The sequence below is a fragment of the Actimicrobium sp. CCI2.3 genome (assembly GCF_035019065.1).
GTDB lineage: Bacteria > Pseudomonadota > Gammaproteobacteria > Burkholderiales > Burkholderiaceae_D > Actimicrobium.
In genome coordinates this window covers 13,263-27,922 of record NZ_JASJWR010000009.1, presented here as the reverse complement: position 1 = coordinate 27,922, position 14,660 = coordinate 13,263, and the positions used below count along the sequence as shown (strand labels likewise).

The window sequence follows — 14,660 nt, the reverse complement described above, 5'->3', positions numbered from 1 at the left end:
TCGTGCAACGAGCATTACGGTATGCGCTGATAGTCGGCGGAGCGATCGTCGCTATCCTGCTGTTCCTGCTGGCGTCAGCGTCGGATAACTCAGCTTCTTTCGACCAGCACTATCCCTGGTTGCTGGGCCTCAATGTTCTGGTGACGGTGGCATTGCTTGCGCTGGTGACCTTGCTGCTGGCGCGCTTGTATGCCCGCTACAAACGTCGCCTGTTCGGTTCGCGTTTGATGGCAAGGTTAGTGCTGCTGTTTGCGGTGATCGGGATTGTGCCTGGACTGGTGATTTATACGGTCTCGGTACAGTTCGTCTCGCGTTCGATCGAGTCATGGTTTGACGTGCGAGTGGAAGCCGCGCTCGAGTCGGGACTCAATCTGGGTCGTGCCGCACTGGATTCTTCGCTCAGTGACCTGAGCACCAAAGCGCGTAATCTCGCGCTCGAATTATCGGACTTGCCGGACAGCGGTCAGATGCGCCAGCTGGGACGATGGCGCGAACAAAGCAGTAACCAGGAAGCCATCATTGTCACTGCCAGTGGTCGGGTGATTGCCACCGACGGCGGTGAGCTCAAAACAATCGTGCCTGACATACCCAATGCAGCCATGTTGCGTCAGGCCAGGCTTTCGCGTGGTTATACCGGCATGGAAGGCAAGCCCGAATCACATGAAGTCGATACGCCGGCAGCGCGGACCACGCCGCCGGCGGCAGACGCCGTCAACAACCTGCGTCTGCGCGTCGTCGTCGAAATTCCGTCAGGACGCAACGCGCTGTCACTGCAGTCCGAGGTGCGTTTCCTGCAACTGATCCAGCCGGTGCCATCTTCCCTGGCAACGAATGCGGAGGCACTGCGAGCGGCTTACAGCGAGTATCAGGAACGGTCCCTGAGTCGCTCGGGCCTGCGCAAAATTTATATCGTGACACTGACATTGACGTTATTGCTGGCAATTTTTGCCGCCATTGTCAGCGCGTTCCTGATCGCCAGTGACCTGGCAGAACCTCTTCTGCTGCTTGCCGAAGGCACTAAAGCCGTGGCCGAGGGCGATCTGTCGCCGAGACCGATCGTGTCCACTTCTGATGAACTGGGCACGCTAACGCAGTCTTTCAACACGATGACGCGGCAATTGTTCGATGCCCGTGCCGCAGTCGAAATCAACCGCACCGAGCTTGAAAACGCCAAGGCTTATCTGGAATCGGTGCTGGCCAACATGTCGGCAGGCGTGATGGTGCTCGACGACACGTTCTGCCTGGTCACCTGTAACGACTCAGTCGAACGGATCCTGCAACTCGACGTCAAACTGTCTCTGAACCAGCCGTTGTTGGCGATTGCGGGGCTCGAACCTTTTGTCGAAGCGATCCGCAATGCATTTTCGGCGCAAAGCGCGCAATCGGCTGGCACCGACAACGGACAAGCCGGCCTGCACTGGCAACAGCAAATCGAGGTACCCCGTCACAGCGACAATACCAACAGCGATGATGACATCACACTGCTGGCGCGCGGATCGCGTCTGCCGGGGGCGGGTGGCAGCGGTTATGTCGTTGTCTTCGATAACATTTCAGAAGTCATTTCGGCGCAGCGCTCGATCGCATGGGGCGAAGTGGCACGCCGCCTTGCGCATGAAATCAAGAATCCGCTGACGCCGATCCAATTGTCGGCCGAGCGACTGCAAATGAAACTTGAAGACAAGTTATTGCCCCAAGACGCTGCCATGTTGAACAAAAGTACCGCAACGATAGTCAATCAAGTCAATGCCATGAAACGGATGGTTGACGACTTCCGCGATTATGCGAGAACGCCGCAGGCAGTTCTCGCGCAACTCAATCTCAATGCGCTTGTCGAAGAAGTGCTGCATCTTTATACCGGTGGCGATGAACGCGCCATCATCAATGCGGTGCTGATGCCGGATTTGCCGATGGTCATGGGAGATGCAACCCAATTACGACAGGTAATTCATAACCTGCTGCAAAATGCGCAAGATGCCGTAGCGGACCGTCCCGCCGAAAGCACTGCTCCGCGGATCGATGTCATCACCGAAGCAGTTCATTACCAGAGCGCAAACGGTAAGAGCTGCCGCGCAGTACGCTTCAGCATCAGCGACAACGGGCCCGGATTTTCGGCAAAAATTCTCAAACGGGCATTCGAGCCATATGTCACGTCGAAACCCCGCGGAACGGGGCTTGGACTGGCAACGGTGAAAAAAATCGTCGATGAACATGGTGGCCGCATAGATATTCTTAATAGAAACGATTCAAATGGTGCAAAAGTACTAATTTTGCTGTTAAAGTTGGCGCCGGGAGAGTGACCGTAAGTAACTATCGGAACCGCCCCAAATATAGACGCTGCGACTAAAACTATTTGAAAAAGGGAGTTCGGCACATGGCAAATATACTAGTAGTAGATGACGAGATGGGGATCCGCGAGTTGCTTTCAGAAATCCTGAGCGACGAGGGCCATGTCATTCTGATCGCCGAAAATGCGCAGCAAGCACGTGATGTGCGCGCGACCAGTACACCGGACCTGGTTCTGCTCGACATCTGGATGCCCGATACAGATGGCGTGACGCTGCTCAAGGAATGGCAACGTGATGGCTTGCTGACGATGCCCGTGATCATGATGTCAGGCCATGCAACGATCGACACGGCAGTGGAGGCCACGCGCATTGGTGCGATGAATTTCCTTGAGAAACCAATCGCCTTGCAAAAACTGCTAAAAGCCGTCCAGCAAGGTTTATCGCGCGGCAAGGAACCGGTCAGGCCATTGGCTTTCCAGCCTCGACCGGTACCGCTGATCAGCGAAGTATCTGCGAATGTGCATACCCAGCATATCGTCAGTACTACGCTGATTTCGCCAGCGAGTTCTGCCGTGGTGGGAGACATCAACGCGGCGCCAGCCGCACCAGGGTTCACGGTACCCTTCGAATTGCCGCTGCGTGAAGCCCGTGATGCGTTCGAGCGCGCTTATTTTGAACATCATCTGGTCCGTGAGGGCGGCAGCATGACCCGGGTAGCGGAGCGTACCGGTCTTGAGCGTACCCATCTTTACCGCAAGCTAAAGCAACTCGGCGTCGAACCGAGCAAACTGGTCAAGCGCGGCGGATGACACCAACCGCGCTAATCAGCGGGGCAACTGCCCGGCAAAGAGAAGCCGTGATCGCCGACGCCATTGCCCGGTTGCCTCTTCACAGTCAAGTAGCCGTGATTCTGGAGGGGATGCCGGACAGCGCCAGTGCGCTCGCCGACCTTCCTCCAGACCACGCCCTCTCGATTACCCGGATCGCCCCTGGCTGTCCATGCTGCATCGGTAACCTGACCATGCGCGTTACGCTCAATCGGGCGCTGCGGCATCCTCCCGATTACCTCTTCATCAGCCTTGCCAGTACCGCACACCTGGAACAAACCAACCACTTTCTGACCAGCGCGCCCTACGACACCCACTTGCGGCTTGATACCGACATTCGCTGCCCGACCATTGATTTTGCGTGAAACAGCCCAACTTGTTATCGGGAAGAGTGCAGCCTGCATTCAACCGACCAAGGAAATCTGATGAACCTGATCTATAACAGTGACCAGTACAGTGTCGTGGAATTCGGCGCTGACAGCGCACTGGAAGCACTCCGCTCCGGTGGCTACGAAATCATGGACAAACCAGGAAAGCGTGAAATTTTTATCGCTGGCTCCTTAGCCACGGCGTTTCGCGAACATGTCGAAAAACTCATTGCCAGCAATCCGGATGCCGAACAGTTCGACGCCTTCCTGGCCAGCTATGATGAAGTCATGCACCACCCGGTGATCATGCACTGAAGATCCAGGACTGCATGCATGCGGCAGGTATACTGCGCCGCATGCATGCCAACTCCCGCCCCGTCACCAGTAGCCAGACCGAAGCACACTCGCACCTGTCGCGACTAGTGTCACGGCACATCTCCTCGCCTTACCAGAAACCTGTCATGCCGTATAACCGGGCAGCCTTCGACCTGTTCGTGCAGCATTGGCGCACAGCCGGAGAGCCGCCAGTCATCCTCGATGCCGGCTGCGGAGTCGGCCTGTCGACTTTCAATCTGGCGGCACAATTCCCTCGCCACTTCGTGGTTGGCGTCGACCAGTCGGCAGACCGGATTGACCGGAAAACCCAATGGCCCGGTCCGCCGCCACCGAATGCACTTTTACTGCGAGCGGAGCTGGCCGACTTCTGGCGGCTCATGGGTGAAGCCGGCATCCCGCTGGAACGCCACTACCTGCTCTATCCCAACCCCTGGCCCAAGATCGGTCACCTCGGCCGCCGCTGGCATGGCCATCCGGCATTCCCTGCCGCGATCGCGCTGGGCGGCACAATCGAATGCCGCAGCAACTGGCCGGTCTATGTCGAGGAATTCGCCATGGCGCTACGCCAACTAGGTGTAACAGGCGTCGCCACCGAAGCCTATGCACCGAGCCAGCCGATCACGCCATTTGAAATCAAATATCTCGCCTCCGGCCAACAGTTATGGCGCTGCCATGCCCCAATCCCAGTCGAAGTAATTGCCAGCATGCAAAGCAACGTGTGACGGCAGACACATTAGCCCATCACGTGGAGAAACCACCGACACATCGAGAGGGTCCAATGAACCTCATCCCCACATCGTGAAGGAACCGTGATGCAAGCAATTTGCCATGCCGTTGTACAAGCACCAGAAGGCCGTATCCGCATCGAAGGCACGCAAGCATTCGTGCAAACCGAACTGGCGCGCTACGCGCAACCTGAATTCGAAATCATCACCACCGCGCCTGAGCCAGTGACATTGGCCAGTCCGGCAATCGACTTCACTCACCTCACAGAACTTCCCGGCGACAACATGGCTCAAAAAACCGTCAACGCGGCCTTGTTGATGAGCTACTCCGACTTGTCACAAGGTATTCAGAAAACACCTTTGTGGCGCATTCGGGATATCGTCAAACAACTGCACTGCCACGACACCAATAATTTTTCAGCGATTTTGCGACGAGAGACAGCCCTGTTCAGCCATAGCGGCGAACCCACGCTCGCCCTCAATGCGCAGGGAATGGAACGCGCAGCCCATCTCGCACAGCAATTGCAACTCGTGTGACGGCCTTCCAGCCGGCTACCCATGCAGCTTGATCTGCCACCACCCCGGCTGGAAATGACCCGCTTTCCGTAACAATGGAATAATGCGTGCCAGAACCTACAATCAGGATGGCCGATGGATCGTTTGCAATCGATGCGTGTCTTTGCCAAGGTGGTCGAACAAGGCAGCTTTGCCGGTGCCGGACTGGCACTCGACATGTCGAATGCAGTGGTGACGCGCCACGTCGCCGATCTCGAAAAACATCTCGGCGTGCGCTTGCTCAATCGCACAACGCGCCGGTTGTCATTGACCGAAACCGGCCTGATCTATCTCGAACGTGCGAAGCAGATACTGCAAGATGTCGACGATGCCGACGCCATGGCCTCGTCGCAGTCGAGCAAACCGGCAGGCACGCTGCGGATTTACTCGCACCTCGGTTTTGGTCAGTTGCAACTGGCGCAGTTATTACCGCGCTACGCGCTGCTTTTTCCTGACGTCAAACTCGATGTCACGTTATCGGACCATGCAGTCGATCTGGTCGAAGAAGGCTTCGACATCGGCCTGTTTATCGAGCTGCAAAAGTTCGATGCCAGCATGATTGCACGCCGGATCGGTCTCTCGGACATCATCCTGTGTGCGTCACCTGACTACATTCGACAGCACGGCATGCCACTGAAGCCGGAAGACATCTCGCAACACATTTGCCTCAACTTTGCGTACGAACAATTGCGTCATCACTGGCCCCTCTTCATCGACAAGCGGCGCATCGATGTGCCGATCACCACCAAGCTGGTGTCTAACGACGGTAACTTGTTGCGCCAGTGTGCGCTGGCAGGAATGGGCATTGTCATCCGCTCATCCTTCACCCTCGGGGATGATCTCAGCTCGGGCCGACTGGTCAGGCTGCTGCCACAACATCATTTGGGCACCGTGGCGGTAACGATGGTGTATCCGAGTCGTCGCCAGCTATCCGCCAAAGTGCGGTCATTCATCGACTTCATCAGCGCCACTTTCCCGGAGCCGGAATCGGATCCCTGGCAAGCGGCCTGAGGGCACGCTGCCGTATCAGTCAGCGTGTGGCCAGGCGCACGAAAAGCGCCTCCACCTCGGCCCGCGCCCACGGTGTACGGCGCAAAAAAGTCAGGCTGGACTTGATGCTCGGGTCGCTCTTGAAGCAACGCACATCAATATGTTGTGCCAGACCTTCCCAGCCGTGGCGCTCCACCAGCGCGTTCAACATTGCTTCGAGGGTCATGCCATGCAAGGGATCAGTCATCAGGGTCCGTCATATCAGGTAAAGGTTCTTCCAAAATAGCCGTGCAATTGCGGCCATCGAGTTTGGCTTGCAATAGCGCCGCTTCAGCGCGTTGCATCAGGCTGCTAACGGTGTATGCAGGGGCATTAATCGTCACGCCTGCCGAGAACGTGACGACCGTTCCGTCTGTCCTGCCAGTGATGCCGGGCCAGTCGCAGGCGGCGACGGCTGCGCGCAAGCGCGTCATCGCCGTGACGCCGCTGTCGAGCCAGGTTGCCGGCATGACGATGCCGAACTCCTCGCCACCGAGCCGGCCAAAACGATCCACGCCCCGCAATAATTTCTGCGCCGTGTCCGCCAGTGTCTTGAGTACCAGATCGCCAGTGGCCGTGCCGCATTGTTCATTGATGTGCTTGAAATGATCGAGGTCGACGATGGCCAGACAGAATGGCTGGGCAGTGCGGTGCGAGCGCTGCAGTTCCGTCCTCAGGGCTTCGATCAGGGTGCGCCGGTTCAACACACCGGTCAGCGCATCGTGCCGGATCAGCGAGGAGATACTGGAACGCAAGGTCCGCAGTTCTTCTTCCGTGGCGGCGAGCTGCTGGCGCAGCAGGGCGATTTCAGCAACAGCATTCGGTTCCGCGATCATGAGGAGCTCCGTTTAATGTCACGACAATGACGAGTCCGGTGAGGGGCCGAACTGGTTGGGTTCTTTCGCTTCCTGCGCCATGAATATCACCACGATGATCCAGCCAATCAGCGGCACCAGCCACAACAACTGCAACCAGCCGCTCCGATTGGTATCGTGCAGCCGACGACTGGCTGCAGCAGTCGACGGAATCACCGTGACCAGTGAAAAGACGACGCTGGCCGTGTTATCAATCATGCTCAGAACAAGGCTGCCAAGCAATGTGAACAAGATAAAATACCAGAACTCTTCACGGCAAGCGCGACCGCTGAAGTCAGCGTACTTCGAGAAGCAGGTCTTGATGGCGTCGGCAAATGTCATGCAGGGATTCCAGGTTGATTAGGGCGAGACGGAGAAGGACCGGACCGCTCAATATGCCACAGCCCGGCCTGGTTGAAAACACCCACCTTGGCTACCGACAACCATGCAACGGCGGCCCGGTATCAACTGCCAAAAATCCGCAAGCCGGGCAGGTCCAGGATCGTAATGCCGCCGTAGTCAACGCTGAGCAAACCCTCTTTTTCGAGCACCTGCAGAGCCTGATTGGCACGCTGGCGCGAGGTACCGCAGAGGTAGCCGATCTCTTCCTGCGAAATTTGTAATTGCAAACCGTTGTGCGGATTCAGGTACGGATTGAACAGCGCTGCCAGGCAGCGTGCGACGCGGGTATCGGGATCGAGCATGCGGTCGTATTCAACCAGTGAAATGAACAATCCCAGGCGCTCGTTCAATTGCAGCAGCAAAAACCGATTGAACGAAATGCTGGTATCGAGCAGCCACGTGAACGTCGCGCGCGGCATGGTAGCCAGACGGCTTTCACGTAATGCCACCACGTCATAGCGACGCACTTCGGTTTTCAGCAGCGACCCCTCGCCAAACCAGCCGCCCGGTCCCATGCCGGTGAAGGTCACGGTCTTGCCTTCGGGCGACACGCTACTCATTTTCAGCAAGCCCGACATGACACCAATCCAGTGATCGACCGGCTCGGCCTTACGGCAGGCATACCCGCCGGCCGGCACCACGCGTTCGCTCATTTCGCAGGCGACGCGTTCGCGCTGTGCCTGCGTCAGCGACGGGGCCCAGAAGGTCTGGTCGAGGAATTGCGCGATGCTGGACGGGGCTGGGATCATGGTGCAGTGCGTCAACGAAAGTTGGTGAATAGGTGACCGATTGTCGTGCAGAAGACAACCTGCGGCAAGGTGAAGTCCTAGTATCGAGAAAACAAAAAGCCGGCGTCGCCATTTTAAACGGCCCGATAGCGCTGGCACGATTTGATCGTGCGCAATTCGATTGCATGCCAGTTAAACAGTAAGAGTCGCGTCAGTTTCAACGACCACACTATCCGCAGAGTGCTGCCAAAGAGCAGCGCCTCAACGTCACATCAAGCCAGATCAGCAGTTCCAAATAGAAGAGGACCATGGTGGAGACAACAACCAAGGCGACGGGAAACACCTTCCCGCACCTGCTCTTGCAACACGCGCAGCAACGGCCGCACAAGGCAGCCTTCCGCGAAAAAGACCTCGGCATCTGGCAAGCCACGAGCTGGTCGCAGGTCGCCGCCGAGGTCCGTGCGCTAGCCTGCGGGCTGGCGGCGATCGGCTTCAAGCGCGGCATGAATCTGGCCATCATCGGCGACAACCGGCCGCGCCTGTACTGGGCGATGTCGGCGGTGCAATGTCTTGGTGGCGTCCCGGTGCCGTTGTACCAGGATGCGCCGGCGGCCGACATGGCCTACGTGCTGCAGGACGCCGAAATCGACTTCGCCGTGGTGGAAGACCAGGAGCAGGTCGACAAGCTGTTCGAGATCAAGCAGACCCAACCGGCGATGGCCGACCGTCTCCATCACATCATCGTTGATGACGAACGCGGTCTGCGCCATTACGCCCAGCATGAACTTGACAGCTACGCCAGGCTGCAGGAAATCGGTCGCAAGTACGACCTCGCCCATCCCGATTTTTTCATGCGCGAAGTCCACCTCGGTCAGCCCGAGGACACCGCCATCATCCTGTACACCTCGGGTACGACCGGCAAGCCGAAAGGTGTCTGCCATTCGCATGCGGCGATGATTGCCACGGCCACCAACCTGATTGAATTCGATCAACTGACCGAAGCCGACGACGTGCTCTGTTACCTGCCACTGGCCTGGGTCGGCGACTTCCTGTATTCGTATGCGCAAGCGCATCTGGTCGGTTTGTGCCTGAACTGTCCCGAGTCACCGGAGACGGTCATGACCGACCTGCGTGAAATCGGCCCGACCTATTATTTCGGCCCGCCGCGCGTGTATGAAAACATCCTCACGCAAGTGATGATCCGCATCGAAGACGCCAGCTGGATCAAGCGCAAGCTGTTCCATCATTTCATGGCAGTCGCCCGGCGCGTCGGCATTCCCATCCTCGATGGCAAAGGCAGCGTCGGTCTGCTCGACCGGCTCGAATATGCGTTTGGCGAACTGCTCATTTACGGTCCGCTCAAAAACGTGCTCGGGCTATCGCGATTGCGCGTGGCCTACACCGGCGGCGAAGCCATCGGGCCGGACCTGTTCGACTTCTATCGCTCGCTCGGCATCAATCTCAAGCAGCTCTACGGCATGACCGAAACCTGCGTCTCGGTCTGCATGCAGCGCTCCGGCGACGTCAAGCTCGACACCGTCGGCAAGCCGATGAACGGTGTCGAGATCAAGCTCAGCGACAGCGGCGAAGTGATGGTGCGTTCACGCGGCCTGATGACCGGCTACTTCAAACGACCCGAGGCGACCGCCGAAGCGATCGATGCCGACGGCTACTTCCTGACCGGTGACGCCGGCTTCTTCGACGCCGACGGCCATCTGAAAATCATCGACCGCGCCAAGGATGTCGGCAGGATGGCCGATGGCGCCATGTTCGCGCCGAAGTACATCGAAAACAAACTGAAGTTCTTCCCGTACATCAAGGAAGCCGTTGCCTTTGGCGACCAGCGCACGCAATGCAATGCTTTCATTAACATCGACATGGCAGCAGTGGGCAACTGGGCCGAACGACGCGGCCTGGCCTACAGCGGCTACACCGATCTGGCCGCGCTGCCGGCAGTCAATGACCTGATTGCCGAGTGCATCGCCAAGGTCAATGCGGATCTGGTCCATGACCCGCTGCTGGCCGGATCGCAAGTACATCGCTTCATGATCTTGCACAAGGAACTCGATCCGGATGACGACGAACTGACCCGCACCCGCAAAGTCCGGCGCGGTTTCATCGCCGAAAAATATGCGGTGCTCATTGATGCGCTGTACTCGGACAAGACCTCGCAATACATCGAAACCCAGGTCAAGTTCGAAGATGGCCGCAAGGGCATGGTCGCCGCCGACCTGCAAATTCGCAGCGCAAAAATTGTCGCCGCTCTCCCGCGCGCAGCCTGATCGGAACTTCATGAGTAATCAACGACCAACCGGCGACGTGATCCTGAGCCTGCAACATATTTCGCTGGCGTTTGGCGGCGTGAAAGCGCTGACCGACATTTCCTTCGACGTCAGGGAACACGAAATCCGCGCCATCATCGGCCCCAACGGCGCGGGCAAAAGCTCGATGCTCAACGTCATCAACGGCGTGTATCACCCGCAGCAGGGCGACATCACTTTTCATGGTGAAAAGCGGCATGCGATGAACCCGACCCGCGTGGCCCATCAGGGCATCGCCCGGACCTTCCAGAACATCGCGCTGTTCAAGGGCATGACGGTACTCGACAACATCATGACCGGCCGCAACACGCGCATGAAGTCAGGCCTGTTTGCCCATGCGCTGTGGTGGGGACCGGCGCGCAATGAAGAAATCGTCCATCGCAAGCGGGTCGAAGAAGTCATCGATTTCCTCGAAATCCAGCACATCCGCAAGACCCCGGTCGGACGGCTGCCGTATGGCTTGCAAAAGCGTGTCGAACTGGCGCGTGCGCTAGCGGCCGAGCCGAGCTTGCTGTTGCTCGACGAGCCGATGGCCGGCATGAACGTCGAAGAAAAACAGGACATGTGTCGCTTCGTCCTCGACGTCAACGACCAGTTCGGCACCACCATCGTGCTGATCGAGCATGACATGGGCGTCGTGATGGATATCTCGGACCGCGTCGTGGTGCTTGATTACGGCAAGAAAATTGGTGACGGCACGCCGGCTGAAGTGATGGCCAATCCGGATGTCATCAAAGCCTATCTCGGCACATCACACTAAGCACATCGCACCAGGAGGAACCCATGAAATTCTTTTTTGAAGTCCTGCTCAGCGGCATGCTGACCGGCCTGATGTATTCGCTGGTGGCACTCGGTTTCGTGCTGATCTACAAGGCTTCCGGCGTGTTCAATTTTGCCCAGGGCGCGATGGTGTATTTCGCGGCACTGGCCGTGGTCGGGCTGATGGACAAGGGTCTGCCGATGTGGGCAGCGATCGTCGGTGCGTTCGCGGTGATGATCCTCGTCGGTCTGTCGACCGAACGTTTCGTCTTGCGCAAGCTGGTCAACCAGCCGCCGATCACGCTGTTCATGGCGACCATCGGTCTGACATTTTTCCTCGAAGGTCTTGGGCCGCTACTGTTCGGTAGCGAAGTACGACCCATCAACCTCGGCATCGTCGATGAACCCATTCAATCGATTATGGATAGCTATGGCATCGGCATCTCGAAGTTCGATTTGTTCGCCTCCGGCATGGTCATCGTGCTGGTGACCTTGCTGGCGTTATTTTTCCAGAAGACCAAAGTCGGCCGGGCCTTGCGCGCTGTCGCCGATGACCATCAGGCCGCGCTGTCACTGGGCATACCGCTGCAACATATCTGGGCCATCGTCTGGGGCGTGGCCGGCTTCGTTGCGCTGGCAGCCGGCTTGCTGTGGGGTTCGCGCAATGGCGTGCAATTTGCGCTGACGATGACGGCGCTCAAAGCCTTGCCGGTGCTGATCCTCGGCGGCTTCACGTCGGTGCCCGGCGCGATTGTCGGCGGGTTGATTATCGGTGCGTCAGAGAAGCTCGCCGAGCTCTATATCCCGCCGGTCATGCAGGATGCTTTCGGTGGCAATTTCGGCGGCATCGAAGGCTGGTTTCCGTATGTGTTCGCGTTGCTGTTCTTGCTGGTACGGCCTTCGGGTCTATTCGGCGAAAAGCACATCGACCGCGTCTAAACACCACACATTCAGGAGACATCCATGTTCTATCGTGAAGCCGGCCAGTTCAAAACCAGTTACGTGGCCGACAGCCAGATTTTCCCGTTACGCCAGGACCGCATCGGCATGGCCATCGGGCTGGCAATTGCCTTTATCGGTATCCCGGTGCTCGGTTCCGAGTACTGGTTTTCCGCGATTCTGATTCCGTTCCTGGTACTGGCACTGGCCGCACTGGGCCTCAACATTCTGACCGGGTATGCCGGCCAGTTGTCGCTCGGTTCGGCCGCCTTCATGGCCGTCGGCGCGTACGCGGCTTACAACTTCCAGCTGCGTATCGAAGGTATTCCCATCCTTGTCTCGTTCATCCTCGCCGGCTTGTGTGCGGCGGCAGTGGGCGTGCTGTTCGGCTTGCCATCGCTACGCATCAAGGGCTTTTATCTGGCGGTCGCGACGCTGGCGGCGCAGTTCTTCGTGATCTGGGTACTGACCAAGTTTTCGTGGTTTTCCAATGACAGTTCCTCCGGCGTCATTAGCGCGCAGAAGCTGGACCTGTTCGGCTATGCGATCAACACGCCGATGAAGAAATACGTCTTTGTGCTTGCCATCGTCACCGTCATGGCGCTGATCGCCAAGAACCTGGTGCGCAGCGGTACCGGCCGCGCATGGATGGCGGTGCGCGACATGGATGTGGCCGCCGAAGTGATCGGCATTCCGCTGATGAAGACCAAGCTCGTGGCGTTTGCGGTCAGCTCGTTTTATTGCGGCGTGGCCGGTGCGCTGTACGCATTCTGCTACCTCGGGTCGGTCGAGCCGGATGGCTTTTCGCTGGACTTGTCGTTCCGCATTTTGTTCATGATCATCATCGGCGGGGTCGGCAGCATCCTCGGTGCATTCCTCGGCTCGGCCTTCATTTTGCTGTTCCCGATTTTTCTGGATAACTTCCTGCCACCGCTGGCGACCTTGCTGCACTTGCCGTTGTCCGGCTCGGCGGTCTCGCATATCCAGATGATGATGTTTGGCGCGCTGATCATTTTCTTCCTGATCGTCGAGCCGCATGGACTGGCACGCATGTGGGCAATCACCAAGGAAAAGTTGCGCCTGTGGCCGTTCCCGCATTGAATCTTTACGCATCACAGTTGTACCGTCGCACCCAAAAAAGCACCTCATCGAAATGAAGGAGACAGCATGATCAAGCTAAAAAATATCCTGTTCGCGGCAGCCACCGTCACGACCTTGCTCGCGCCGATGACCCAGGCCGTAGCGCAAAGCAATGAGCAGTTCATTGCAATCCCGAGCTATCGCGTCGGCCCGTACGGATCGAATGGCCAGTCGTTCTACGGCGGCTATGTCGATTACCTGAACTACGTGAACCTGAAAGAAGGCGGCATCAACGGCGTCAAGCTGTCCTGGGAAGAGTGCGAAACCGAGTACAACAACGCCAAAGGTGTCGAGTGCTACGAGCGCCTGAAGAACAAGAACCCGGTCACCAAGGGCACCGCCTACAACGTGATGGCGACCGGCATTTCCTATGCGCTGATCGACAAGACCGCCGAGGACAAAGTGCCGCTGATGATGGTCGGCTATGGCCGCACTGATGCGGTCGATGGCTCGGTGTTTCCGTACGCGTTTCCGCTGGTGACGACATACCAGATGCAGGCCTCGGCCATCGTCAAGTTCCTCACCACCAAGAACGGCGGTTCGCTGGCCGGCAAGAAAATCGCCTTCCTCTATCACGACTCCGCGTATGGCAAGGAACCGATCGGCGCACTCGAAGCCGAAAGCCTGCTCGGCAAGTTTGCGCTGGTGCAGATTCCGGTCGCGCATCCGGGCAACGAGCAGGGCGCGCAATGGCTGCGCATTCGCCAGGAAAATCCTGACTACGTGATTTTCTGGGGCTGGGGCGTGATGAACCAGACTGCGATGAAAGCCGCCCAGAAAGTCGGCTACTCGCGTGAAAAAATGATCGGGTCGTGGTGGGCCGGTTCCGAAGAAGACACGGTGCCTGCCGGTGAAGCCGCCAAGGGCTACATGAGCGCGACCTGGAACGTCTCCGGCAAGAACGTGCCGGTCATCGCCGACATCGAAAAAGTCGTCTACGCCACAGGCAAAGGCAACATGCAGGATCAGGCCAAGGTCGGTACCATCCTGTACAACCGCGGCGTCTCGGTCGCGATCGCGACCGTCGAAGCGATCCGGACTGCGCAAGGAAAATACGGCAAGGGCAAAGTCATCTCCGGCGAGCAAATGCGCTGGGGCCTGGAAAACCTGAACATCACCAACGCCCGTCTTGGCGCGCTCGGTGCCACCGGCCTGCTGCCTGAAATCAAGACCAGTTGCGACAACCACGAAGGGTCCGGCAAGGTCAAGATCCAGCAATGGGATGGCAGCAAGTGGGTGTTGATTTCGGACTGGATCGAAGGCAACAAGGCGTTGATTCATCCGCTGTTCAAGGCCAACGCTGCCAAGTACGCCAAAGAGAAAAACATCACGCCGGCGTGCATGAAATAACTGGTGCCGGAATCCGGTCCTGCCCTGTGATGCGGACTGGAT

Annotated in this window: 16 protein-coding genes; 12 read left to right on the top strand and 4 right to left on the bottom strand. The window is 57.9% G+C overall.

What is annotated here, in order from left to right; translation table 11 throughout:
• Positions 1-2 precede the first annotated feature (2 nt).
• The 7 genes from QN370_RS06980 (at position 3) to QN370_RS06950 (ending at position 6,107) form a co-directional block, all read left to right on the top strand.
• A complete protein-coding gene (locus QN370_RS06980; RefSeq protein WP_322129098.1) occupies positions 3-2,297 on the top strand; it encodes a sensor histidine kinase in 2,295 nt (764 codons plus the stop codon).
• A 74-nt stretch (positions 2,298-2,371) separates the two neighbouring features.
• Positions 2,372-3,094, top strand: coding sequence for a response regulator (locus tag QN370_RS06975; protein ID WP_322129099.1), 723 nt, complete (start codon positions 2,372-2,374; stop codon positions 3,092-3,094).
• Positions 3,091-3,477, top strand: a complete 387-nt coding sequence (locus QN370_RS06970; RefSeq protein ID WP_322129100.1) for a GTPase — start codon at positions 3,091-3,093, stop codon at positions 3,475-3,477. The genes QN370_RS06975 and QN370_RS06970 overlap by 4 nt, the downstream gene beginning before the upstream one ends.
• 60 nt (positions 3,478-3,537) lie before the next feature.
• Positions 3,538-3,795 (top strand): DUF3567 domain-containing protein, encoded by a 258-nt coding sequence (locus QN370_RS06965; protein WP_322129101.1) that lies wholly within the window; start codon positions 3,538-3,540, stop codon positions 3,793-3,795.
• A 41-nt stretch (positions 3,796-3,836) separates the two neighbouring features.
• Positions 3,837-4,538 (top strand): SAM-dependent methyltransferase, encoded by a 702-nt coding sequence (gene trmB / locus QN370_RS06960; RefSeq protein WP_322129102.1) that lies wholly within the window; start codon positions 3,837-3,839, stop codon positions 4,536-4,538.
• Positions 4,539-4,628: 90 nt separating this feature from the next.
• Positions 4,629-5,078 carry a hypothetical protein gene (locus tag QN370_RS06955; protein WP_322129103.1) on the top strand — a complete coding sequence of 150 codons (450 nt, stop codon included), beginning with the start codon at positions 4,629-4,631 and terminating at the stop codon, positions 5,076-5,078.
• Positions 5,079-5,192: 114 nt separating this feature from the next.
• A complete protein-coding gene (locus QN370_RS06950; protein WP_322129104.1) occupies positions 5,193-6,107 on the top strand; it encodes a LysR family transcriptional regulator in 915 nt (304 codons plus the stop codon).
• 19 nt (positions 6,108-6,126) lie between these two features.
• On the opposite strand, the gene QN370_RS06945 is transcribed toward QN370_RS06950, so the two are convergent.
• The 4 genes from QN370_RS06945 to QN370_RS06930 form a co-directional block, all read right to left on the bottom strand.
• A complete protein-coding gene (locus tag QN370_RS06945; RefSeq protein ID WP_322129105.1) occupies positions 6,127-6,333 on the bottom strand; it encodes a VF530 family protein in 207 nt (68 codons plus the stop codon).
• On the bottom strand, positions 6,326-6,961 hold the full coding sequence (locus QN370_RS06940; protein WP_322129106.1) for a GGDEF domain-containing protein: 636 nt from the start codon (positions 6,959-6,961) through the stop codon (positions 6,326-6,328). Before QN370_RS06940 ends, QN370_RS06945 begins: the two co-directional genes overlap by 8 nt.
• A gap of 18 nt (positions 6,962-6,979) precedes the next feature.
• Positions 6,980-7,321 (bottom strand): DUF805 domain-containing protein, encoded by a 342-nt coding sequence (locus QN370_RS06935; RefSeq protein WP_322129107.1) that lies wholly within the window; start codon positions 7,319-7,321, stop codon positions 6,980-6,982.
• A gap of 122 nt (positions 7,322-7,443) precedes the next feature.
• The gene (locus tag QN370_RS06930; RefSeq protein WP_322129108.1) at positions 7,444-8,130 is read right to left on the bottom strand and encodes a Crp/Fnr family transcriptional regulator; all 687 of its coding nucleotides are present in this window, start codon (positions 8,128-8,130) and stop codon (positions 7,444-7,446) included.
• Between the two features lie 287 nt (positions 8,131-8,417).
• On the opposite strand from QN370_RS06930, the gene QN370_RS06925 reads away from it, so the two are divergent.
• From QN370_RS06925 to QN370_RS06905, 5 genes are all read left to right on the top strand, one after another.
• Complete coding sequence (locus QN370_RS06925) at positions 8,418-10,391, top strand: AMP-dependent synthetase/ligase (RefSeq protein ID WP_322129109.1); 1,974 nt, start codon at positions 8,418-8,420, stop codon at positions 10,389-10,391.
• Positions 10,392-10,401: 10 nt separating this feature from the next.
• Positions 10,402-11,190 carry an ABC transporter ATP-binding protein gene (locus tag QN370_RS06920; RefSeq protein ID WP_322129110.1) on the top strand — a complete coding sequence of 263 codons (789 nt, stop codon included), beginning with the start codon at positions 10,402-10,404 and terminating at the stop codon, positions 11,188-11,190.
• Positions 11,191-11,213: 23 nt separating this feature from the next.
• The gene (locus QN370_RS06915; RefSeq protein WP_322129111.1) at positions 11,214-12,128 is read left to right on the top strand and encodes a branched-chain amino acid ABC transporter permease; all 915 of its coding nucleotides are present in this window, start codon (positions 11,214-11,216) and stop codon (positions 12,126-12,128) included.
• Between the two features lie 24 nt (positions 12,129-12,152).
• Positions 12,153-13,229: a branched-chain amino acid ABC transporter permease gene (locus QN370_RS06910; RefSeq protein ID WP_322129112.1), complete on the top strand. Its 1,077-nt coding sequence runs from the start codon at positions 12,153-12,155 to the stop codon at positions 13,227-13,229.
• A gap of 126 nt (positions 13,230-13,355) precedes the next feature.
• Positions 13,356-14,618: an ABC transporter substrate-binding protein gene (locus QN370_RS06905; protein WP_322129212.1), complete on the top strand. Its 1,263-nt coding sequence runs from the start codon at positions 13,356-13,358 to the stop codon at positions 14,616-14,618.
• Positions 14,619-14,660 lie beyond the last annotated feature (42 nt).